This is a genomic window from Streptomyces endocoffeicus, from assembly GCF_016741935.1.
Lineage (GTDB): Bacteria > Actinomycetota > Actinomycetes > Streptomycetales > Streptomycetaceae > Streptomyces > Streptomyces endocoffeicus.
The window spans coordinates 33405-47953 of sequence record NZ_JAERRG010000050.1 but is presented as its reverse complement, the minus strand read 5'-3'; the positions used below and the strand labels follow the sequence as shown (position 1 = coordinate 47953).

Genomic DNA, 14549 nt, shown 5'->3' with positions numbered 1-14549 from the left:
GTTGGACCCGATCAGACCGATCGACTCACCCTTGTACGCCACGAAGGTGACCCCGCGCACCGCGTGCACCTCACGCATACCCGGGGCGCCCTTCCGCCCCAGCAGACGGCTGAGGGCCGCGGTGGCGCTGCCCTTCCCCTTGGGGCCGCCGTTGACCCGGTAGACGATGTGGACGTCGTCGGCGATGACGGTGGGCACCTGCCCCGGACCGGAAACCGCCTGCCCGGTCTGCTCGGCCCGCTCCGCCTGGGTGCTTTTGTCGAGGGTTTGCTCAGCCACGGCCGTACTGCTCCTCTGCCTTCCAGAAGTACACGAATCCCCCGACACCGAAGAGGGCCGCCCAGCCCACGGCCAGCGCCCATACATGCGGCGGCAGATTCGACGAGGGGTAATTGTCGATCAGGGCGTACCGCATCAGGTCCATGTAGACCGCCGCCGGATTCCCCAGCATGGCGTCCGAGATCCACTTGCTCGCCCCCGCGTGTTCGAGGGTGCGGGCCAGCGGAAACATCACGCCCGAGGCATACATCCACGTACGCAGAATGAACGGCAGCAGCTGAGCGAGGTCGGGTGTTTTGGCCCCGAGTCGCGCCACGATCAGCGAAAGCCCGGTGTTGAAGACGAATTGCAGGGCCAGCGTGGGGACAATCAGCAGCCAGGCCAGAGCCGGGAAGTGACCAAAGCTCACCAGCACAACGGCCAGCACGATCATCGAGAACAGCAACTGCTGGAGCTGCTGGAGCGCGAACGAGATGGGGAGTGAAGCGCGCGGGAAGTGCAGGGCCCGCACCAGGCCCAGGTTCCCGGAGATCGCCCGTACGCCCGCCATGGCGGAGTTCTGGCTGAAGGTGAAGACGAACACACCCGTCACCAGGAATGGAATGTATGTGTCGTTCGGCAGGCCCCGGTTGCTCTTCAACAGCAGACCGAAGATGAAGAAGTACACCGCCGCGTTGAGCAGCGGGGTCGCCACCTGCCACACCTGACCCAGCTTGGCCTGGCTGTACTGGGCGGTGAGCTTTGCCTGCGAAAAGGCCAGGATGAAGTGGCGCCGGCCCCACAGCTGCCGGATGTATTCACGCAGCCCCACCCGGGCGCCGCTGACCGTGAGGCCATGGGCGGCCGCCAGGGCCGCGGGATTCTCGGGAGGGCGGATCCGTTCGCTGTCTTGAACGAGGAGCTGGCTCACGGAGACACCTTTCGGCACTGCGACTGGCCTGAGCACTTACGACGGAACGGGTGCGTTCCGTCGTTGCGTAACCTAGAGCAGACGACGACGGAACGCAACCGTTCCGCCGTCGAGTAGGCTCAGGGCATGGAGAAGGAGCCAACCAAGCCTCGGCGTATCCCCGCAGGCGCCGCAGTGCTCCAGGAGAACGTCACGGACGCCATCCGCGCGGCGGTCTTCGAGGAGCTGGCAACCGTCGGCTATGGGCGCATGTCGATTGAACGAGTTGCGCGCCGGGCCGGGGTGGGGAAGGCGGCCATCTACCGTCGCTGGCGTTCGAAACTTCCCATCGTTCTCGAGGTCGTCTCCGCCTTGGCGAAGCAAGGTCTGCCGACGCCGGACACCGGTTCTCTGCAAGGCGATATAAAGGTTCTGCTGGAGGCGACGGCTCGGGTTCTCTGGCATCCGATGGCCGCGCAAATCATCCCTGACCTTTTCGCGGAATCCGCGCGTAACCCGGATATGGCTCAGGCTTTGCAAGCGGCGGTTCGGGACTCTCAGCGCGGGGTCGCCGAAGTGGTCATCCGCAACGCGGTCAACCGGGGAGAGCTATCCGCCGATACAGATGTCGACCTCGCTCTCGACCTGGCCAGCGGGCCTCTTTACTGGCGCCTGACCACCATGCGATCGCCCCTCCCCGAGGGATACCTGGACGGCCTGGCCGCGGCGACCACCGCCGCTTTGGCCGCCGCTCGCATTTCTCGCTGAGCGGCGGCGCGTCTCACAACTCCACGGTGAAGGCCCAGAGGGTGAGGTCCGTCTCCGGCAGGGGCGCCCAGTCGCGCTCCGGGGCGCGGGTGAAGCCCAGGCGTTCGTACAGGCGGTGGGCGGCGGTCATCGAGTGCTGGCTGCTGATCACTATTCGCCGCAGGCCCAGGGTGCGGGCCCGGTCCAGGCAGGCTCGTACGAGCGCTTCGGCGGCGCCGCGTCGGCGCGACTCGGGGCGGACGGCCAGCATCCGGAACTCGCCCTCGCCGGGGCGGGCCAGCTCCGCGTACGCCTCGCCGTGCACGGCGAACGCCACGGCGCCCAGGACCTCGTCGCTCGCCGCGTCCGCCGCGACCAGCAGCTCGGCCTCGGCGGCCCGGCGGCGGGCGTCGCGCAGGGTGGCGAGATAAGGATCACTGTCCCCGAAGTCCAGGAGCCCGTCTCCCAGATACACCTGCGCGGTGAGCTCTCCTATTTCGTCCAGTTCCTCGTCCCGCGCGCGCCTGATCGTGATGTCCATGCCCGCAGTCTGCCGCAGGCCGCTGACAGCCGGGAAGCCGTGGGCCGGGGGTGGGTTCTCGGCGTCACCGGGTGACGGCGGTGATCACTCCGGTGGAACCCGCGCGCTTGTTGGCGGCGTCGGCCTCCTGGTGGGTGACATAGCGCCGGACCGTGCCGTCCGGCAGCGTCAGCTCATAGACGACAACGGGCTGAGGCGGCCATTGGGCCGCCGTTCCGCCGCAGTTGCAGGCCATGGTTGCCCTTCCTTTCCCTTGGGTCGGCTCGGGTCGGTGTGGGGGTCGGTGTGGGGGCGGTGGGTCAGTCCAGCCATCGCGAGGCGACACCGGCCAGGTACGAGAGCGTCAGAGCGGTGGCCGGGAGGTGGAACCACGCGGTGGTGTGCAGCAAGGAGGCGTAGACGGCGATGGCGGCGGCCACCCATGTGCTGGTGCACCAGCCGCAGTTGACCAGGTAGGACGGGCGGGAGTCGTCGCCGAAGCGGTCGGCCACCCAGGTCCTGAACCCCGCCGCCAGGGTGTCCTTGGTGATGAAGCGGGTGATCCGGCAGGTGGTGCCGAGGGCGAGAAGGAACGCGGCGAGGCTCATCGGATCGTTTCCTCCCCGGGTGGTCATACGGGGGCCGGCAACGCCGATGTCACTGCTGGGTCGGCACTGCCGATATCACTCATTAGAGGCATGACGGGCGATGGCAGGCCATACCCCTTGGCACGCATTCGCCCGAATAGCCGAGCGCTTGTCGTACCAGCCCGGCGCCACACGCGCCCTGATGCGCCAAACGAGCCCCATGGCTCGTCGACCACCCCAGGAGCCGGGCGTCCGCAACAGGTCTCCGCCCCGGTCACCTTTCCTCGTCCTCGACCGTCAAGGTCGACATGGATGTCTACGAGGCGGTCATGAGCCGACGGGCGGTGCGCGGGTTCACGGACGAACCGGTCCCGGGGGAGGTGCTGGAGCGGGTGCTCTCCGCCGCCGCCCGCGCACCGTCCGGCGGGAACCTCCAGCCGTGGCGGACGTATGTGGTCACCGGCGACCCGCTCGCCGAGCTCAAGAAGCGCACCGCCGAGCGGGTGGCCGCGGATGATCGCGGGGACGAGCGGGAGTACCCGATGTATCCGCCCGAGCTGGGCAGCCCGTACCGCGAGCGCCGTGCCGAGGCCGCCGAGCGGCGGTACGCCGCGCTCGGCATCCCACGGGACGATCAGCGGGCCCGCCACGGGGCCGTCGCCGCCAACTGGGACTGCTTCGGCGCGCCCGCCGCCCTGTTCTGCTACCTCGACCGCCGCATGGGACCGGCCCAGTGGGCCGACGCCGGAATGTATCTGCAGACGGTCATGGTGCTGCTCCGCGCCGAGGGGCTGCACAGCTGTACCCAGATGGCGTGGTCGGTGTACCGCCGGACCGTCGCGGAGGTCGTGTCGCCCCCGGAGGGGCTGATCCTCTTCTGCGGCATGTCGATCGGCTACGAGGATCCGACCGTGCCGCACGCCCGCACGGAACGGGCCCCGGTCGCCGAGACGGTTACTTTCCTCGGCGACCGGGGCCCTGGGCCTCCTCTATCCGGCTAGCTGTCCTCGGTGGTCCTGCGGCGCCGCATCCACCACACCAGCGTTCCGCCGGCTGCGGTGAGGGCCGCGGCGATGCCCGCGATCAGACCCACGGGGATGTTGGAACCGGTGTCGGCGAGGTCCCCGTCCGGGTCCTTGGTCGCCGGCGGCTGACTGGCGTCCCCGCCGCCCGGAGTGGACGGGTCGGGTGCCGGAGTGGTCGGCTGGTCGGTCGGTTTGTCCGTGGGCTTGTCGGTGGGCTTGTCCGTCGGAGTCGGGGTCGGCGTCGGCGTCGGGTTGGGTTCGCCGCCGCCGGGGAGCTCACCGGAGGTCCCTCCGAGGTACGCCGTTTCGGTGTCCTGGTACGTCGTCTCGGCGCCGGTGGAGGTCTTGGTGGTCTTGTCCAGGCCACGGTGTTCGACGTTGAACTGGGCGCGGTTGATGTTCCGCCTGGGCGCCTTGGAGAAGTCCACGCCACCGACGGTGATCACCCAGACCTCTTGGCCCTTGGTGAGCTCGTATTTGAACTCACCCTCGGTGAAAATCTTCCGGTACTTGTCGAAGACCTGCTGCTTGTCCCAGTCCTGGTTCGGGGCGCGCAGCGGCCACCGCTTGACGTCGTTGCTGTTGATGATGTTGTGGAAGTCGGTCGGCGAGGCCGCGTCCTTGCGGCGGATGTACTCGGCCGCCACGCGGGCGTTGTAGACCCGGCGCAGGTCGGCGTACTGGGGCTCGGTGTTGATCCATTTCTCGACGAGCGGCACCACGGTGTTGTCGAGGACGCGTTCGTTCTGCTCGATCTCGGCCTTGGTGAGGTCCCTGGCGCAGGAGTTGCCGCCGCCGGGGCCGGGGGTGTTGACCTCCGCGTACTCCGACTGGAGCTTCAGCGGGGCGTCGAGGATGTAGACGCCGCCGTCCTGCTCACGGACCTTGGCCGTCTTGGGCTCGATCCAGTTGCGGCCGGAGTTCAGGCAGGGCCAGCCGTTGCGCTTGACCAGGCCGTCCCACGCGGCCTTGCCGGTGGTGGTCTTGGGGTCCATGGCCTTGAAGAAGTCGTGCTTGAGCCGGAGGTCGGCCTCCAGCAGCACCCGGCCCGCGTCGGTGGACGCGAACTTCTTGTCCATGATCGTCTCGGGCTGGTCCGGGTTGAGGTTGACCCAGAACTTGTCCGGTGTGAGCGCGAGCCAGGTGAACATGGCGTCCGAGGACATCGACAGCTTGGCGTCCCCGCCGTACCCCGGGTTGGTGTCGGGGTTCTTGGCGTAGTCGGCCTTCATTAGGTTCCTCCGTGGATACTGCGCGGTTCACGGCGGAGAGGAAGTGGACTCCTGCGGAGCAGGGTGAGGAGCGGGGTTACGCCGCCAGAGCGAAAGACTGGGCCCTGACCCGCAGATTTGGCCTTCACCTGCAATCCCGCTAGCTTGTGAGAGTGGTCACGGCATGTGTGAAGCGGGCCTTCAAGTACCGCTTCTATCCAACCGATGCGCAGGCAGCCGAGCTGTCGCGCACGTTCGGGTGTGTCCGGAAGGTCTACAACCTGGCGCTCGCGGCCCGGACCGAGGCGTGGGCCCGGCAGGAGCGCGTCAACTACAACGCCACGTCGGCGATGCTGACGGCGTGGAAGAGGACCGAAGAACTGGCCTATCTCAACGAGGTCTCTTCGGTCCCGCTCCAGCAGACGCTGCGGCACCTTCAGGCGGCGTTCACCAACTTCTTCTCCAAGCGGGCGAAGTACCCGCGCTTCAAGTCGCGGAAGACGTCCCGGCAGTCCGCCGAGTACACCACCAGCGGCTTTCGCTTCCGTGACGGGAAGCTGACGCTGGCGAAGATGGTCGAACCACTGGACATCGTGTGGTCCCGCCCCCTGCCCTTGGGAGCGAAGCCGTCCACGGTGACCGTGTCCCAGGACGCGGCGGGCCGCTGGTTCGTCTCGATGCTGTGCGAGGACCCTGGCGTCAGGCACCTGGCCGCCACAAGTGCGGCGGTCGGTATCGACGTCGGCCTGGACCACTTGCTGACCCTCTCGACCGGGGAGAAGATCGCCAACCCCCGGCACGAGCGCCGTGACCGTGCCCGGCTTGCCCTGGCCCAGCGGCGCCTTGCGAAGAAGTCCAAGGGGTCCGCGAACCGGGCGAAGGCCCGGCGCAAGGTCGCCAGGGTCCACGCCCGGACCGCCGACCGTCGGCGTGACGGGCTACACAAGCTGACCACTCGTCTCGTGCGTGAAAACCAAACGCTCGTGATCGAGGACCTGACCGTACGGAACATGGTCAAGAACCGGAGCCTGGCCCGCGCCATCAGCGATGCTGCATGGTCGGACTTCCGGAGCATGCTGGAGTACGAAGCTGCCTGGTACGGGCGTGAAGTGATCGCGGTCGACCGCTTCTTCCCCTCCTCCAGACTGTGCTCCGCCTGCGGCGCCCTCGCCGAGGCGATGCCGCTGCACGTCCGCACTTGGACGTGCGGCTGTGGCGCTACCCACGACCGTGACGTGAACGCCGCGAAGAACCTTCTGGCTGCCGGACGGGCAGTATCGGCCTGTGGAGCCGGTGTAAGACCTCAACGGAGAACTCCGGGCGGGCAGTCGGCGGCGAAGCAGGAAATCCACGGGGCGACCCGTGGAATCTCCCGCCTTTAGGCGGGAGAGCGTCAACGAGTAGTTGAAGCCCTGGCCCTCCACCGGGGCGCCCATGTAGCTCAGTTCGAAGCTGGAGAAGTCGCTGCCGCTGCGGCCGCGCATGCCGTTCTTGGGCGGATCGGGGTTGAACCGCAGGCCGTAGCACGTGTAGTTGTTCGGGTTCTGGGTGCGCTCGATCGCGTTCGAGCGGTGCTCATTAGTCCCGGCCACCGTGCGGGTGGTGTTGTGGCCATGCTAGATGTCGTTGTTGAGCTGGGAGATCCGGTCCTTGGTGCCCTGACCGGTGCGCGCACCGGTCAGGTACCGGTTGGTGACCTTCTCGTTCTGCTTGGCGATCTGCCGATCGGTGTCGACCTACCGCCTGTACCTCATCGTGGGCCTCCAGCACGCCACCTGGACCGCGGAACGGCGGGCGTACGACGGTCAGGGTGAACTCGCCGTGCCCCTCCACTGGTTCATCGGAGGGGAAGTCTCACAGGGTCTCGTCAGACATGGAGGACATGGTAGTGGGCCGTCGCCCGCCTTACGCGGTGCTGAGGTGGTCCAGCTGCCCTGCTTTGGCGCTGCGTATGAGGGCGTGGAGGGTGGTGGGGGTGGTGGTGAGGATGGTGTCCGGCTGGTCGCTCTCGCGGAGCCGGATGGTGGCATCGTCGGGTGTGGAGACGTAGAGGCAGGCGTTGGCTTCTGCGCTGTACGAGGACTTTTGCCAGAGGTGAGTGGGCATGTGCTCCGTCCTATCCCTCGCCGAGGTGGTCCAGCTGCCCTGCTTTGGCGCTGCGTATGAGCGCGCTGAGGGCGGCAGGGTTGGTAGTGAGGATCGTGTCGGGTTCGTCGCTCTCGCGCAGCCGGATGGCGGCGTTGTCGAGTGCCGAGACGTAGAGGCAGTTGGCCCCTTGGGCGCTGTACGAGGACTTCCGCCAGGGGTGGGTGCGCATGCGTTCCCTCTCAGGTGTCCTGCGCGATGCCATGGATCAGATCGCGCGACTTCGCGGGCTCAAGGGCGCAGCTTTCCATCCGGTCCAGCACCGAGCGGTACATCACCAACTTGGCCTCCGCGTCGATGAACTCGCAACCGTGGTCCGTGTCGAGTTGGACTGTGTCGAGCTGCGGCACCGGGCCGTGAGCATAGACGATGGGCTGACCCGAGCCCGGGAACGTGCCGCCGCCGAAGGGGATCACCAGGATGGTGATGTGCTCGTGTTCGCTCATCTCGATGAGGTGGCCGAGCTGTTCGCGGGTCGTCTCCGGACCACCGAAGCCCATGCGCAGGGCGGCCTCGTGGAGGATGGCCGTCAGTGGTGTCGGCAGGTCCCCGTAGAGGACCGCCTGCCGCTTGATGCGGAACGAGACCCGGTGCTCCACCTCGTATCCCGCCAGGGGCGGAATGGCCTCGTTGAAGATGGCGCGCGCGTGCTGGGTGGTTTGCAGCAGGCCAGGCATGTGGACCACCGATGCGATGCGCAGGGCCGTGGCGTGGTGCTCCAGTTCGGCGAGGTCGAGCAGGCCGGGGACGAGGATCTCGCGGTACTCCTCCCACCAGCCACGGGTGCGGCCTCCGGTCATGGCGGCCAGCGCCTCGACGAGTCGCGCGTCCGCGCAGGTGTAGTTGCACGCCATGGCGCGGACGCGATCGGCGCCCACGGCGTACCGCCCGGCCTCGATGTTGCTGATACGGGACTGGTTGACGCCGAGGAGCGAGGCGGCCGCAGTGGTCGACAGGCCTGCGCGATCGCGTAGCTTGCGCAGTTCAGCGCCGAGCCGTTGCTGACGCAGCGTCGGGGTGGTGCTCGACGGCATGATTCGTCCTCCCGGTCGGCACACAGTGTGCACGTGTCACCCACACAGGGCAACTTGGCCCTTATTTCGTCGATGGAATGGAATATAGGCCATCGCAGGTTCTACGGTGTGTGCCCGGACACCGCACAACTCCTTGCACAGACCGGAGACTTCATGCCCACCCCTGCGCCGGAAACGCCGGAAACCCCCTGGTCGTACTCACTGCGCCTGCCCCATGACCCCCGTGCCGCAGGCATCGCCCGCACTACCCTCCGTGCGGTCCTCGCCCGGTACGGGCTGGGCGAGCTCACCGACCCCGCGACCCTCGTCGCGAGCGAGATGGTCACCAACGCCTACCGTCACACCACCGGCCCGGCCGAAATGCGCATCCGCGCCGTGGAGGAGGGGCGTCTGCGGATCAGCGTGTGGGACACCAACCCGGACATCCCGCCGCCCTTCGGCAAGCCCCCGGCCCTCTTCGACCGCTCGTCCGCCCTCGCCGAGGCCGCCGCGAACACCGAGGCCACCTACGGCCGTGGGCTCCTCATCGTCCGGATCTGCGCCGACAACTGGGGCGGTTACGCCCTCGCCGACGAGCTCTTCGGGCGGAGCGGCAAGCTGCTCTGGTTCGAGCTCGCGCCACAGCAGCCGTGCGACGCCTTCGAGATCGCCGCCTAACGCGGAGTGAGCGCCGGGGGGAAGTTCAGGGTCGGCCCGTCGTAGGAACCGCTGTATCCCTGCTCCCTCTCCTCTTCCCGCTTCTTCTCCGGCCAGCCGGGGTCCATCGCGCATGGCGCGCTGGCGAACCCGGTGAGCCGCTGGAATTCCGGTTCCCAGGTGACGTGGATTTCGTAGCCGCCGTCGCGCTCCGCCCGGACGCTCCATTCCTCGATCTGCTTGTCCTTGCCGTACTCGGTGACGTGCCATCCCTTGGCGTCGAGGCGCTGGCGCACCCCGCGCAGTCCGGGGAGTGCCTCCGCCTTGCGCACCTTGCTCAGGGTCCACTCGTGGTACAGCCGGTATGCGCCCTCCACGGGCGGGTCGGCGATGCTGAACAAGCCGTCCGGGTAGCAGTCGTTGTGCCCGTAGGAGTTGTTGTCGTTGACATCGACGTAGCCGCCTTCGACGGTGCGGTCGATGCCGAGCGCGGCGTAGGCGTCCCGGGAGTACCCGGAGAGCCGGCGTGCCCGCTTCTCGGGGTCGACGTCGGGGTACGTGGAGTCAACGCTCGCGTACGCGAGCCCCGCGATCCCGGCCACGACCAGCGCCAGCACGCTGGTGCACCCGACGCGCCACCCATCGCCGCCCTTTCCGGCGGGCGCCTCAATTTCGGTCATATACCGGACGGTAGGCCCCGGCCCCGGTGGTCCGGATCCGCGCGGCCGCTCAGGGCGGCTTAGGTACCGGTACTCACGTCAGGACGGTCGCGGAGAGGTCGCGCAGATCGTCGAAGGCTCGGAGGAGGTGCGCGTCCAGGCTCTTCGCGGGGTCGTCGATCCAGGCCCCGGCCGCGTGGTGGAAGGTGGCCCAGCCGGTCTGGGCGGCCAGGTCGGCCAGCCGGTCGGCGACACCGCGCTGCCGTAGCGCCTCCGTCACGGCTTCGGTGAGGGACGCGGCCTTGGCCAGTTCGCGTTCGCGGAGTGTGGGCGTCGCCGCGATGATTTCCAGCCGTGATTCGGAGAACGCGCGGTTCTCCTCCAGGAGCCGTCCGGCCTTCCGGAAGGCGTGGAGGAGCACCTCCAGCGGTCGCAGGCCGTCGGGCGCCTCGGCCACCTCGTCCATCAGGGTGGCGCGCAGGTCGGCTTCGCCGTCGAAGAGCACCTCGCGCTTGTCGGGGAAGTGCCGGAAGAACGTGCGCTCGTTGACGCCCGCCCGCGCGGCGATCTCGGCCGTGGTGGTCCGGTCGAATCCGCGCTCCCGGTACAGCTCCAGGGCCGCCTGTTGAAGGCGGCGACGCGCTTCTGCTCCGCTCCGTGGCACGTCCCGAGATTACCGCACACGTCGGCGGCCGACATTCCGTTGCGCCAGTGACTGGCGCTACCGTAAGGTCAGTGACTGGCGCTACTTAGCGCCAGTCACTGGCGTTAAGTGGGAGTCCCATGCATGTCTTCGTTACCGGTGGTTCCGGGCTGACCGGCCCCACCGTCGTCGCCGAGCTCATCGCGGCCGGTCACACCGTCACCGGGCTGGCGCGCTCGGACACCGCCGCCGCCCGGCTGGAGTCGCTGGGCGCCACACCGCACCGCGGCTCCCTGGAGGACCTCGACAGCCTGCGGAGCGGCGCCGAGGCCGCCGACGGCGTTCTGCACATGGCCTTCGGCGGCGACTTCGCCGACCCCGACGACCTGGAGCGGCGCGACCGGACCGCGATCGAGGCGCTCGGCGGGGCGCTGGCCCACTCGGGCAAGCCGTTCGTCTCCACCTCCGGCACGCTGGTCATGCCCGGCGGGCGGGAGAGCACCGAGAAGGACGAGCCCGACGCGGCCGGGATCGCCGGCTTCCGGATCCCGGGCGAGCGGGCCTGCCTGGGCTTCGCCGCCCAGGGAGTGCGCGCGAGCGTGGTCCGGCTCGCTCCGACGGCCCACGGGCCCGGGGATTACGGGTTCATCGGCATGCTCGTGGCCACCGCGCGGAAGGCGGGGGTCTCTGCCTACGTCGGTGACGGTGGCAACCGGTGGCCCGCGGTGCATCGGCGCGATGCGGCTGTTCTGTTCCGCCTGGCGTTGGAGAAGGCTCCGGGGGGTGGGGTGCTGCACGGGGTGGCTGAGAGCGGGGTCCGCTTCAAGGGCATCGCGGAGACGATCGGCCGGGGCCTGGGCCTGCCAGCGGTCTCCCTGACCCCCGAGGAGGCCGCCACGCACTTCCACAGTCCGGCCATGGCCACCTTCTACGGCTTCGACGGGCCCGTCTCCAGTGCCCATACCCAGGAGCTGCTTGGCTGGACGCCCGCTCATCCGACCCTGCTCGAGGACATGGAGCACGGCGACTACCTCGCCGCACCGGCTGCCTGACGCCTGCGGCGGGCTGTTCCCCTCCCCGCCCCTTCCCGAAACTGGGGCTCCGCCCCAGCCCCCGCTCCTCAAGCGCCGGAGGGGCTGGAAGGCGGAGCCGCGTATCGATGTCGTGGGTGGCGCCGTCACGGGAAGGTTCTGTGGATGGAGATCAGCAAGCGCCAGACCTGACGCGAGAGCGCGTCGGGCTCCGCGTCGATCAGGCCGTGGAGCCAGTCCGCGAACAAGCCTGTGAACGTGGCGGCCACGGCCGAGTCCGCCGCTTGCGAGTGGCGGAGTCCGGCGCGGTCCCGTTCGAGGCGGGAGCGCGTGCGGAGTTCGCGGTGCAGTAGCTCTGCCAAGGGGCCGCTGCCGCCCGCCTGGAGCAGGCCCCGGTACAGCTCGGCGTGGGCCGTCACCGAGGTGAAGAACTGCGCCAGCGCGGACGGGGGTGCTTCGGGGTCGGGGATGCCTTCGTAGGCGTGGACCGCTTCCACGGCGTCCCGGACCACCTCCGCGCACGCGTCGACGGCCAGCGCCTGGAGGTCCTCGTAGTGCAGATAGAACGTGGCACGGCCCACCCCCGCACGGCGGACCACCGCGGAGACGCTCACCTTCTCCAGTGGCTGGGCGGCGCATTCGGCGAGCAGCGCGTCGCGCAGCCGTCCACGGGTCCGTACGGTGCGCGGGTCCTGGCCCGCCGTCAGATCATCGCTCACCCGGCGATGATGACAGCCGCCAGAGCGAGCGCGCCCGGGGCGAGCTGGGAGAACAGGATCTTTCGGTTGGACGTGCTGGCCGCCCCATAGGCACCGGCGACCACGACGCAGATGAGGAAGAAGACCCGCGCCTGGAAGCCCACCGGGTCGGCCGCGACCAGGCCCCATATCAGTCCGGCCGCCAGGAAGCCGTTGTACAGACCCTGGTTGGCGGCGAGCGGCGCGGTGGTGCGGGCCGTCTCCTCGTCCATGCCGAAGACCGCCCGGCCGCGCGGCCGCTGCCAGAGGACCATCTCCAGCACCATGATGTACGCGTGCAGCACCGCGACCGCACCGACCAGAACTTCCGCTACAACCTGCACCGCGAGTCCACCCTTAGCCTCGACACTTCCTGGACAACTGTACAGGAAGTATCGAGGTGAGTGTTGACGCGAACGGCGACGGGCCGTCGGCTTCCCGAAAGGGGAGCCGACGGCCCGTCGTTCAGCCGTCATCATTCGGCGCGGCCCGCCGCCAGGCGTCAGTGGCCGCCCGGGGCGCCCGCCGTGGCGGGCGGGAGGTCGGTCTGGACGCCCGGGTCGCCCGCGTCCGCCTTGTAGTCGGCGGAGGACGTCTCGTCCACGCCGTCCGGGGCCTTGACCGCCCGCAGGATCAGCGTCAGGACGACCGTGACCACCACGTTGAGCACGAAGGCGGTGAGGCCGATGTAGCCGATCTCGCCGATACCGGGCACATCGGCGGTGTTGCCGAAGTGCTTCTGGGTGCCGCTCGGGGTGTCGTACGCCTTCCACGTGCCGTAGACCATGCCGACCGCCCAGCCCGCCAGCAGCGCCCAGCGGTGGAACCAGCGGGTGAACAGGCCGCCCACCAGGGCCGGGAAGGTCTGGAGGATCCAGATACCGCCCAGCAGCTGGAAGTTGATCGCGACGGTCTTGTCCATGCCCAGCACGAAGATCAGCGCGCCGACCTTCACCAGCAGCGAGACCAGCTTGGAGACCTTGGTCTCCTCCTCGGGCGTGGCGTTCGGCCGCAGGAAGTCCTTGTAGATGTTGCGGGTGAAGAGGTTGGCCGCGGCGATCGACATGATGGCCGCCGGGACGAGCGCGCCGATGCCGATCGCGGCGAAGGCGACGCCCGCGAACCAGTCGGGGAACATGTCCTCGAAGAGCTGGGGGATGGCCAGCTGGCCGTTCTCGACCGTCACCCCGGCGGCGATGGCCATGAAGCCCAGCAGCGCCAGCAGTCCCAGCATCAGCGAGTACAGCGGCAGGATCGTGGTGTTGCGGCGGATCACCTCACGGCTGCGGCTGGAGAGCGTCGCCGTGATCGAGTGCGGATACATGAACAGCGCGAGCGCCGAGCCCAGGGCCAGGGTGCCGTACGCCCATTGCCCCTCCGCCGCGGGTGCGAGTCCGCCCGCGCCGGCCTTGGTGAACTTGTCGTTCGCCGCGCTGAAGATGTCGTCGAAGCCGCCCAGCTTGATCGGGATGTAGATGATCGCCACCGCGATGACGATGTAGATCAGGGTGTCCTTGACGAACGCGATCAGCGCGGGGGCGCGCAGACCCGAGGAGTAGGTGTACGCCGCGAGCACACCGAAGGCGATCAGCAGCGGCAGGTCCTTGATGAACCAGTTGGTGTTCTCCCCGCCGCCGACGCCCATCACGTCCAGCACCGCCTGGATGCCCACCAGCTGGAGGGCGATATACGGCATGGTGGCGAGGATGCCGGTGATCGCGACGGCCAGCGAAAGACCCTTGGAGCCGAAGCGGCCGCGGACGAAGTCCGAGGTGGTGACGTACCCGTGCTTATGGGACACCGACCAGAGCCGCGGCAGGAAGGTGAAGATCAGCGGGTAGACCAGGATGGTGTACGGGACCGCGAAGAACCCGGCCGCGCCGGTCGCGTAGATGGCGGCCGGGACGGCGACGAAGGTGTACGCGGTGTACAGGTCGCCGCCGAGCAGGAACCAGGTGATCCAGGTGCCGAAGCTGCGGCCGCCCAGACCCCACTCGTCGAGGTTGTTGGCGTTCTCGGCGGCGCGCCAGCGCGCGGCCAGGAAGCCCATGACCGTGACGGCCACGAAGAAGAAGATGAAGACGGCGAGCGCGACGCCGTTCACTCCGCCGTTCATGCGGAGTCACCCCCCTTGCGCTCCCGCCGCTCGCGGCGGACCAGGACGTAGGCGACCGAGGTCAGCACGGCCGAGATCGGCACCCAGAGCATCTGGTACCAGTAGAAGAACGGGATCCCGATGAAGGTCGGCTCGACCTTGCCGTACGAACCGACCCAGAGCATCCCGACAAACGGGGCGATCAGGCACAGAGCGGCCACGACGCGCGTGGGCGTCACGACCGGTCTCCTGCCGGGTGAAGCGGACGTCTCTGACATGTGGCGGGCTCCAGTCCCCTCGGCTCATCACCT

The 14549-nt window shown here is 68.6% G+C and carries 18 protein-coding genes and 3 pseudogenes; 5 read left to right on the top strand and 16 right to left on the bottom strand.

Translation table 11 applies throughout. The features are described 5' to 3' along the window. Both JK364_RS50325 and JK364_RS50320 read right to left on the bottom strand, forming a co-directional pair. Positions 1–279: pseudogene (locus JK364_RS50325) on the bottom strand (ABC transporter ATP-binding protein); the annotation flags it as partial. Beyond that, complete coding sequence (locus JK364_RS50320; RefSeq protein ID WP_201858192.1) at positions 272–1189, bottom strand: ABC transporter permease; 918 nt, start codon at positions 1187–1189, stop codon at positions 272–274. The gene JK364_RS50320 and the pseudogene JK364_RS50325, both read right to left, overlap by 8 nt. A gap of 126 nt (positions 1190–1315) precedes the next feature. Here JK364_RS50320 and JK364_RS50315 point away from each other — a divergent pair, with 126 nt between their 5' ends. After that, entirely contained in the window at positions 1316–1936 is a 621-nt protein-coding gene (locus tag JK364_RS50315) for a TetR/AcrR family transcriptional regulator (RefSeq protein WP_201858191.1), read from the top strand. 13 nt (positions 1937–1949) lie between these two features. Here the strand turns inward: JK364_RS50315 and JK364_RS50310 are convergent, their stop codons facing one another. The 3 genes from JK364_RS50310 to JK364_RS50300 all read right to left on the bottom strand — a co-directional run bounded on the left by JK364_RS50310 (position 1950) and on the right by JK364_RS50300 (position 3043). Beyond that, positions 1950–2456 (bottom strand): GNAT family N-acetyltransferase, encoded by a 507-nt coding sequence (locus JK364_RS50310; protein ID WP_201858190.1) that lies wholly within the window; start codon positions 2454–2456, stop codon positions 1950–1952. A gap of 64 nt (positions 2457–2520) precedes the next feature. Further along, positions 2521–2691: a DUF7196 family protein gene (locus JK364_RS50305; RefSeq protein WP_201858189.1), complete on the bottom strand. Its 171-nt coding sequence runs from the start codon at positions 2689–2691 to the stop codon at positions 2521–2523. A gap of 64 nt (positions 2692–2755) precedes the next feature. Beyond that, a complete protein-coding gene (locus tag JK364_RS50300; protein ID WP_014054797.1) occupies positions 2756–3043 on the bottom strand; it encodes a hypothetical protein in 288 nt (95 codons plus the stop codon). Between the two features lie 287 nt (positions 3044–3330). Here JK364_RS50300 and JK364_RS50295 point away from each other — a divergent pair, with 287 nt between their 5' ends. Then, positions 3331–4023 (top strand): nitroreductase, encoded by a 693-nt coding sequence (locus JK364_RS50295; protein WP_201858188.1) that lies wholly within the window; start codon positions 3331–3333, stop codon positions 4021–4023. Here JK364_RS50295 and JK364_RS50290 read toward each other — a convergent pair. Next, on the bottom strand, positions 4020–5279 hold the full coding sequence (locus tag JK364_RS50290; RefSeq protein WP_201858187.1) for a hypothetical protein: 1260 nt from the start codon (positions 5277–5279) through the stop codon (positions 4020–4022). The two genes, JK364_RS50295 and JK364_RS50290, sit on opposite strands and share 4 nt — an antisense overlap. 146 nt (positions 5280–5425) lie before the next feature. Between JK364_RS50290 and JK364_RS50285 the strand changes: the two are divergent. Next, positions 5426–6666, top strand: a pseudogene (locus tag JK364_RS50285) (RNA-guided endonuclease InsQ/TnpB family protein). Between the two features lie 170 nt (positions 6667–6836). On the opposite strand, the pseudogene JK364_RS58610 reads toward JK364_RS50285, so the two are convergent. The 4 genes and pseudogenes from JK364_RS58610 to JK364_RS50270 form a co-directional block, all read right to left on the bottom strand. Beyond that, positions 6837–7097 (bottom strand): annotated as a pseudogene (locus JK364_RS58610) (hypothetical protein); the annotation flags it as partial. Between the two features lie 66 nt (positions 7098–7163). Then, positions 7164–7364: a DUF397 domain-containing protein gene (locus tag JK364_RS50280; protein ID WP_201858185.1), complete on the bottom strand. Its 201-nt coding sequence runs from the start codon at positions 7362–7364 to the stop codon at positions 7164–7166. Positions 7365–7374: 10 nt separating this feature from the next. Further along, positions 7375–7575, bottom strand: a complete 201-nt coding sequence (locus JK364_RS50275; RefSeq protein WP_201858184.1) for a DUF397 domain-containing protein — start codon at positions 7573–7575, stop codon at positions 7375–7377. A 10-nt stretch (positions 7576–7585) separates the two neighbouring features. Further along, positions 7586–8437 (bottom strand): helix-turn-helix domain-containing protein, encoded by an 852-nt coding sequence (locus tag JK364_RS50270; protein ID WP_201858183.1) that lies wholly within the window; start codon positions 8435–8437, stop codon positions 7586–7588. A gap of 153 nt (positions 8438–8590) precedes the next feature. On the opposite strand from JK364_RS50270, the gene JK364_RS50265 reads away from it, so the two are divergent. Further along, the gene (locus JK364_RS50265) at positions 8591–9094 is read left to right on the top strand and encodes an ATP-binding protein (protein ID WP_201858182.1); all 504 of its coding nucleotides are present in this window, start codon (positions 8591–8593) and stop codon (positions 9092–9094) included. Here JK364_RS50265 and JK364_RS50260 read toward each other — a convergent pair. Both JK364_RS50260 and JK364_RS50255 read right to left on the bottom strand, forming a co-directional pair. Beyond that, positions 9091–9753, bottom strand: coding sequence for a hypothetical protein (locus JK364_RS50260; protein WP_201858181.1), 663 nt, complete (start codon positions 9751–9753; stop codon positions 9091–9093). The genes JK364_RS50265 and JK364_RS50260 overlap by 4 nt on opposite strands. Positions 9754–9826: 73 nt before the next feature. After that, complete coding sequence (locus JK364_RS50255) at positions 9827–10396, bottom strand: TetR family transcriptional regulator (protein WP_201858180.1); 570 nt, start codon at positions 10394–10396, stop codon at positions 9827–9829. 119 nt (positions 10397–10515) lie between these two features. On the opposite strand from JK364_RS50255, the gene JK364_RS50250 reads away from it, so the two are divergent. After that, entirely contained in the window at positions 10516–11427 is a 912-nt protein-coding gene (locus JK364_RS50250; protein WP_201858179.1) for an SDR family oxidoreductase, read from the top strand. A 125-nt stretch (positions 11428–11552) separates the two neighbouring features. On the opposite strand, the gene JK364_RS50245 is transcribed toward JK364_RS50250, so the two are convergent. The 4 genes from JK364_RS50245 to JK364_RS50230 all read right to left on the bottom strand — a co-directional run bounded on the left by JK364_RS50245 (position 11553) and on the right by JK364_RS50230 (position 14516). Then, positions 11553–12125 (bottom strand): TetR/AcrR family transcriptional regulator, encoded by a 573-nt coding sequence (locus JK364_RS50245; protein WP_307841660.1) that lies wholly within the window; start codon positions 12123–12125, stop codon positions 11553–11555. Next, on the bottom strand, positions 12122–12487 hold the full coding sequence (locus tag JK364_RS50240; protein WP_201858178.1) for a DUF1304 domain-containing protein: 366 nt from the start codon (positions 12485–12487) through the stop codon (positions 12122–12124). Before JK364_RS50240 ends, JK364_RS50245 begins: the two co-directional genes overlap by 4 nt. Before the next feature lie 158 nt (positions 12488–12645). Next, a complete protein-coding gene (mctP, locus tag JK364_RS50235; protein WP_201858177.1) occupies positions 12646–14259 on the bottom strand; it encodes a monocarboxylate uptake permease MctP in 1614 nt (537 codons plus the stop codon). Continuing rightward, positions 14256–14516: a DUF3311 domain-containing protein gene (locus JK364_RS50230; protein ID WP_201858176.1), complete on the bottom strand. Its 261-nt coding sequence runs from the start codon at positions 14514–14516 to the stop codon at positions 14256–14258. Before JK364_RS50230 ends, mctP begins: the two co-directional genes overlap by 4 nt. Positions 14517–14549 lie beyond the last annotated feature (33 nt).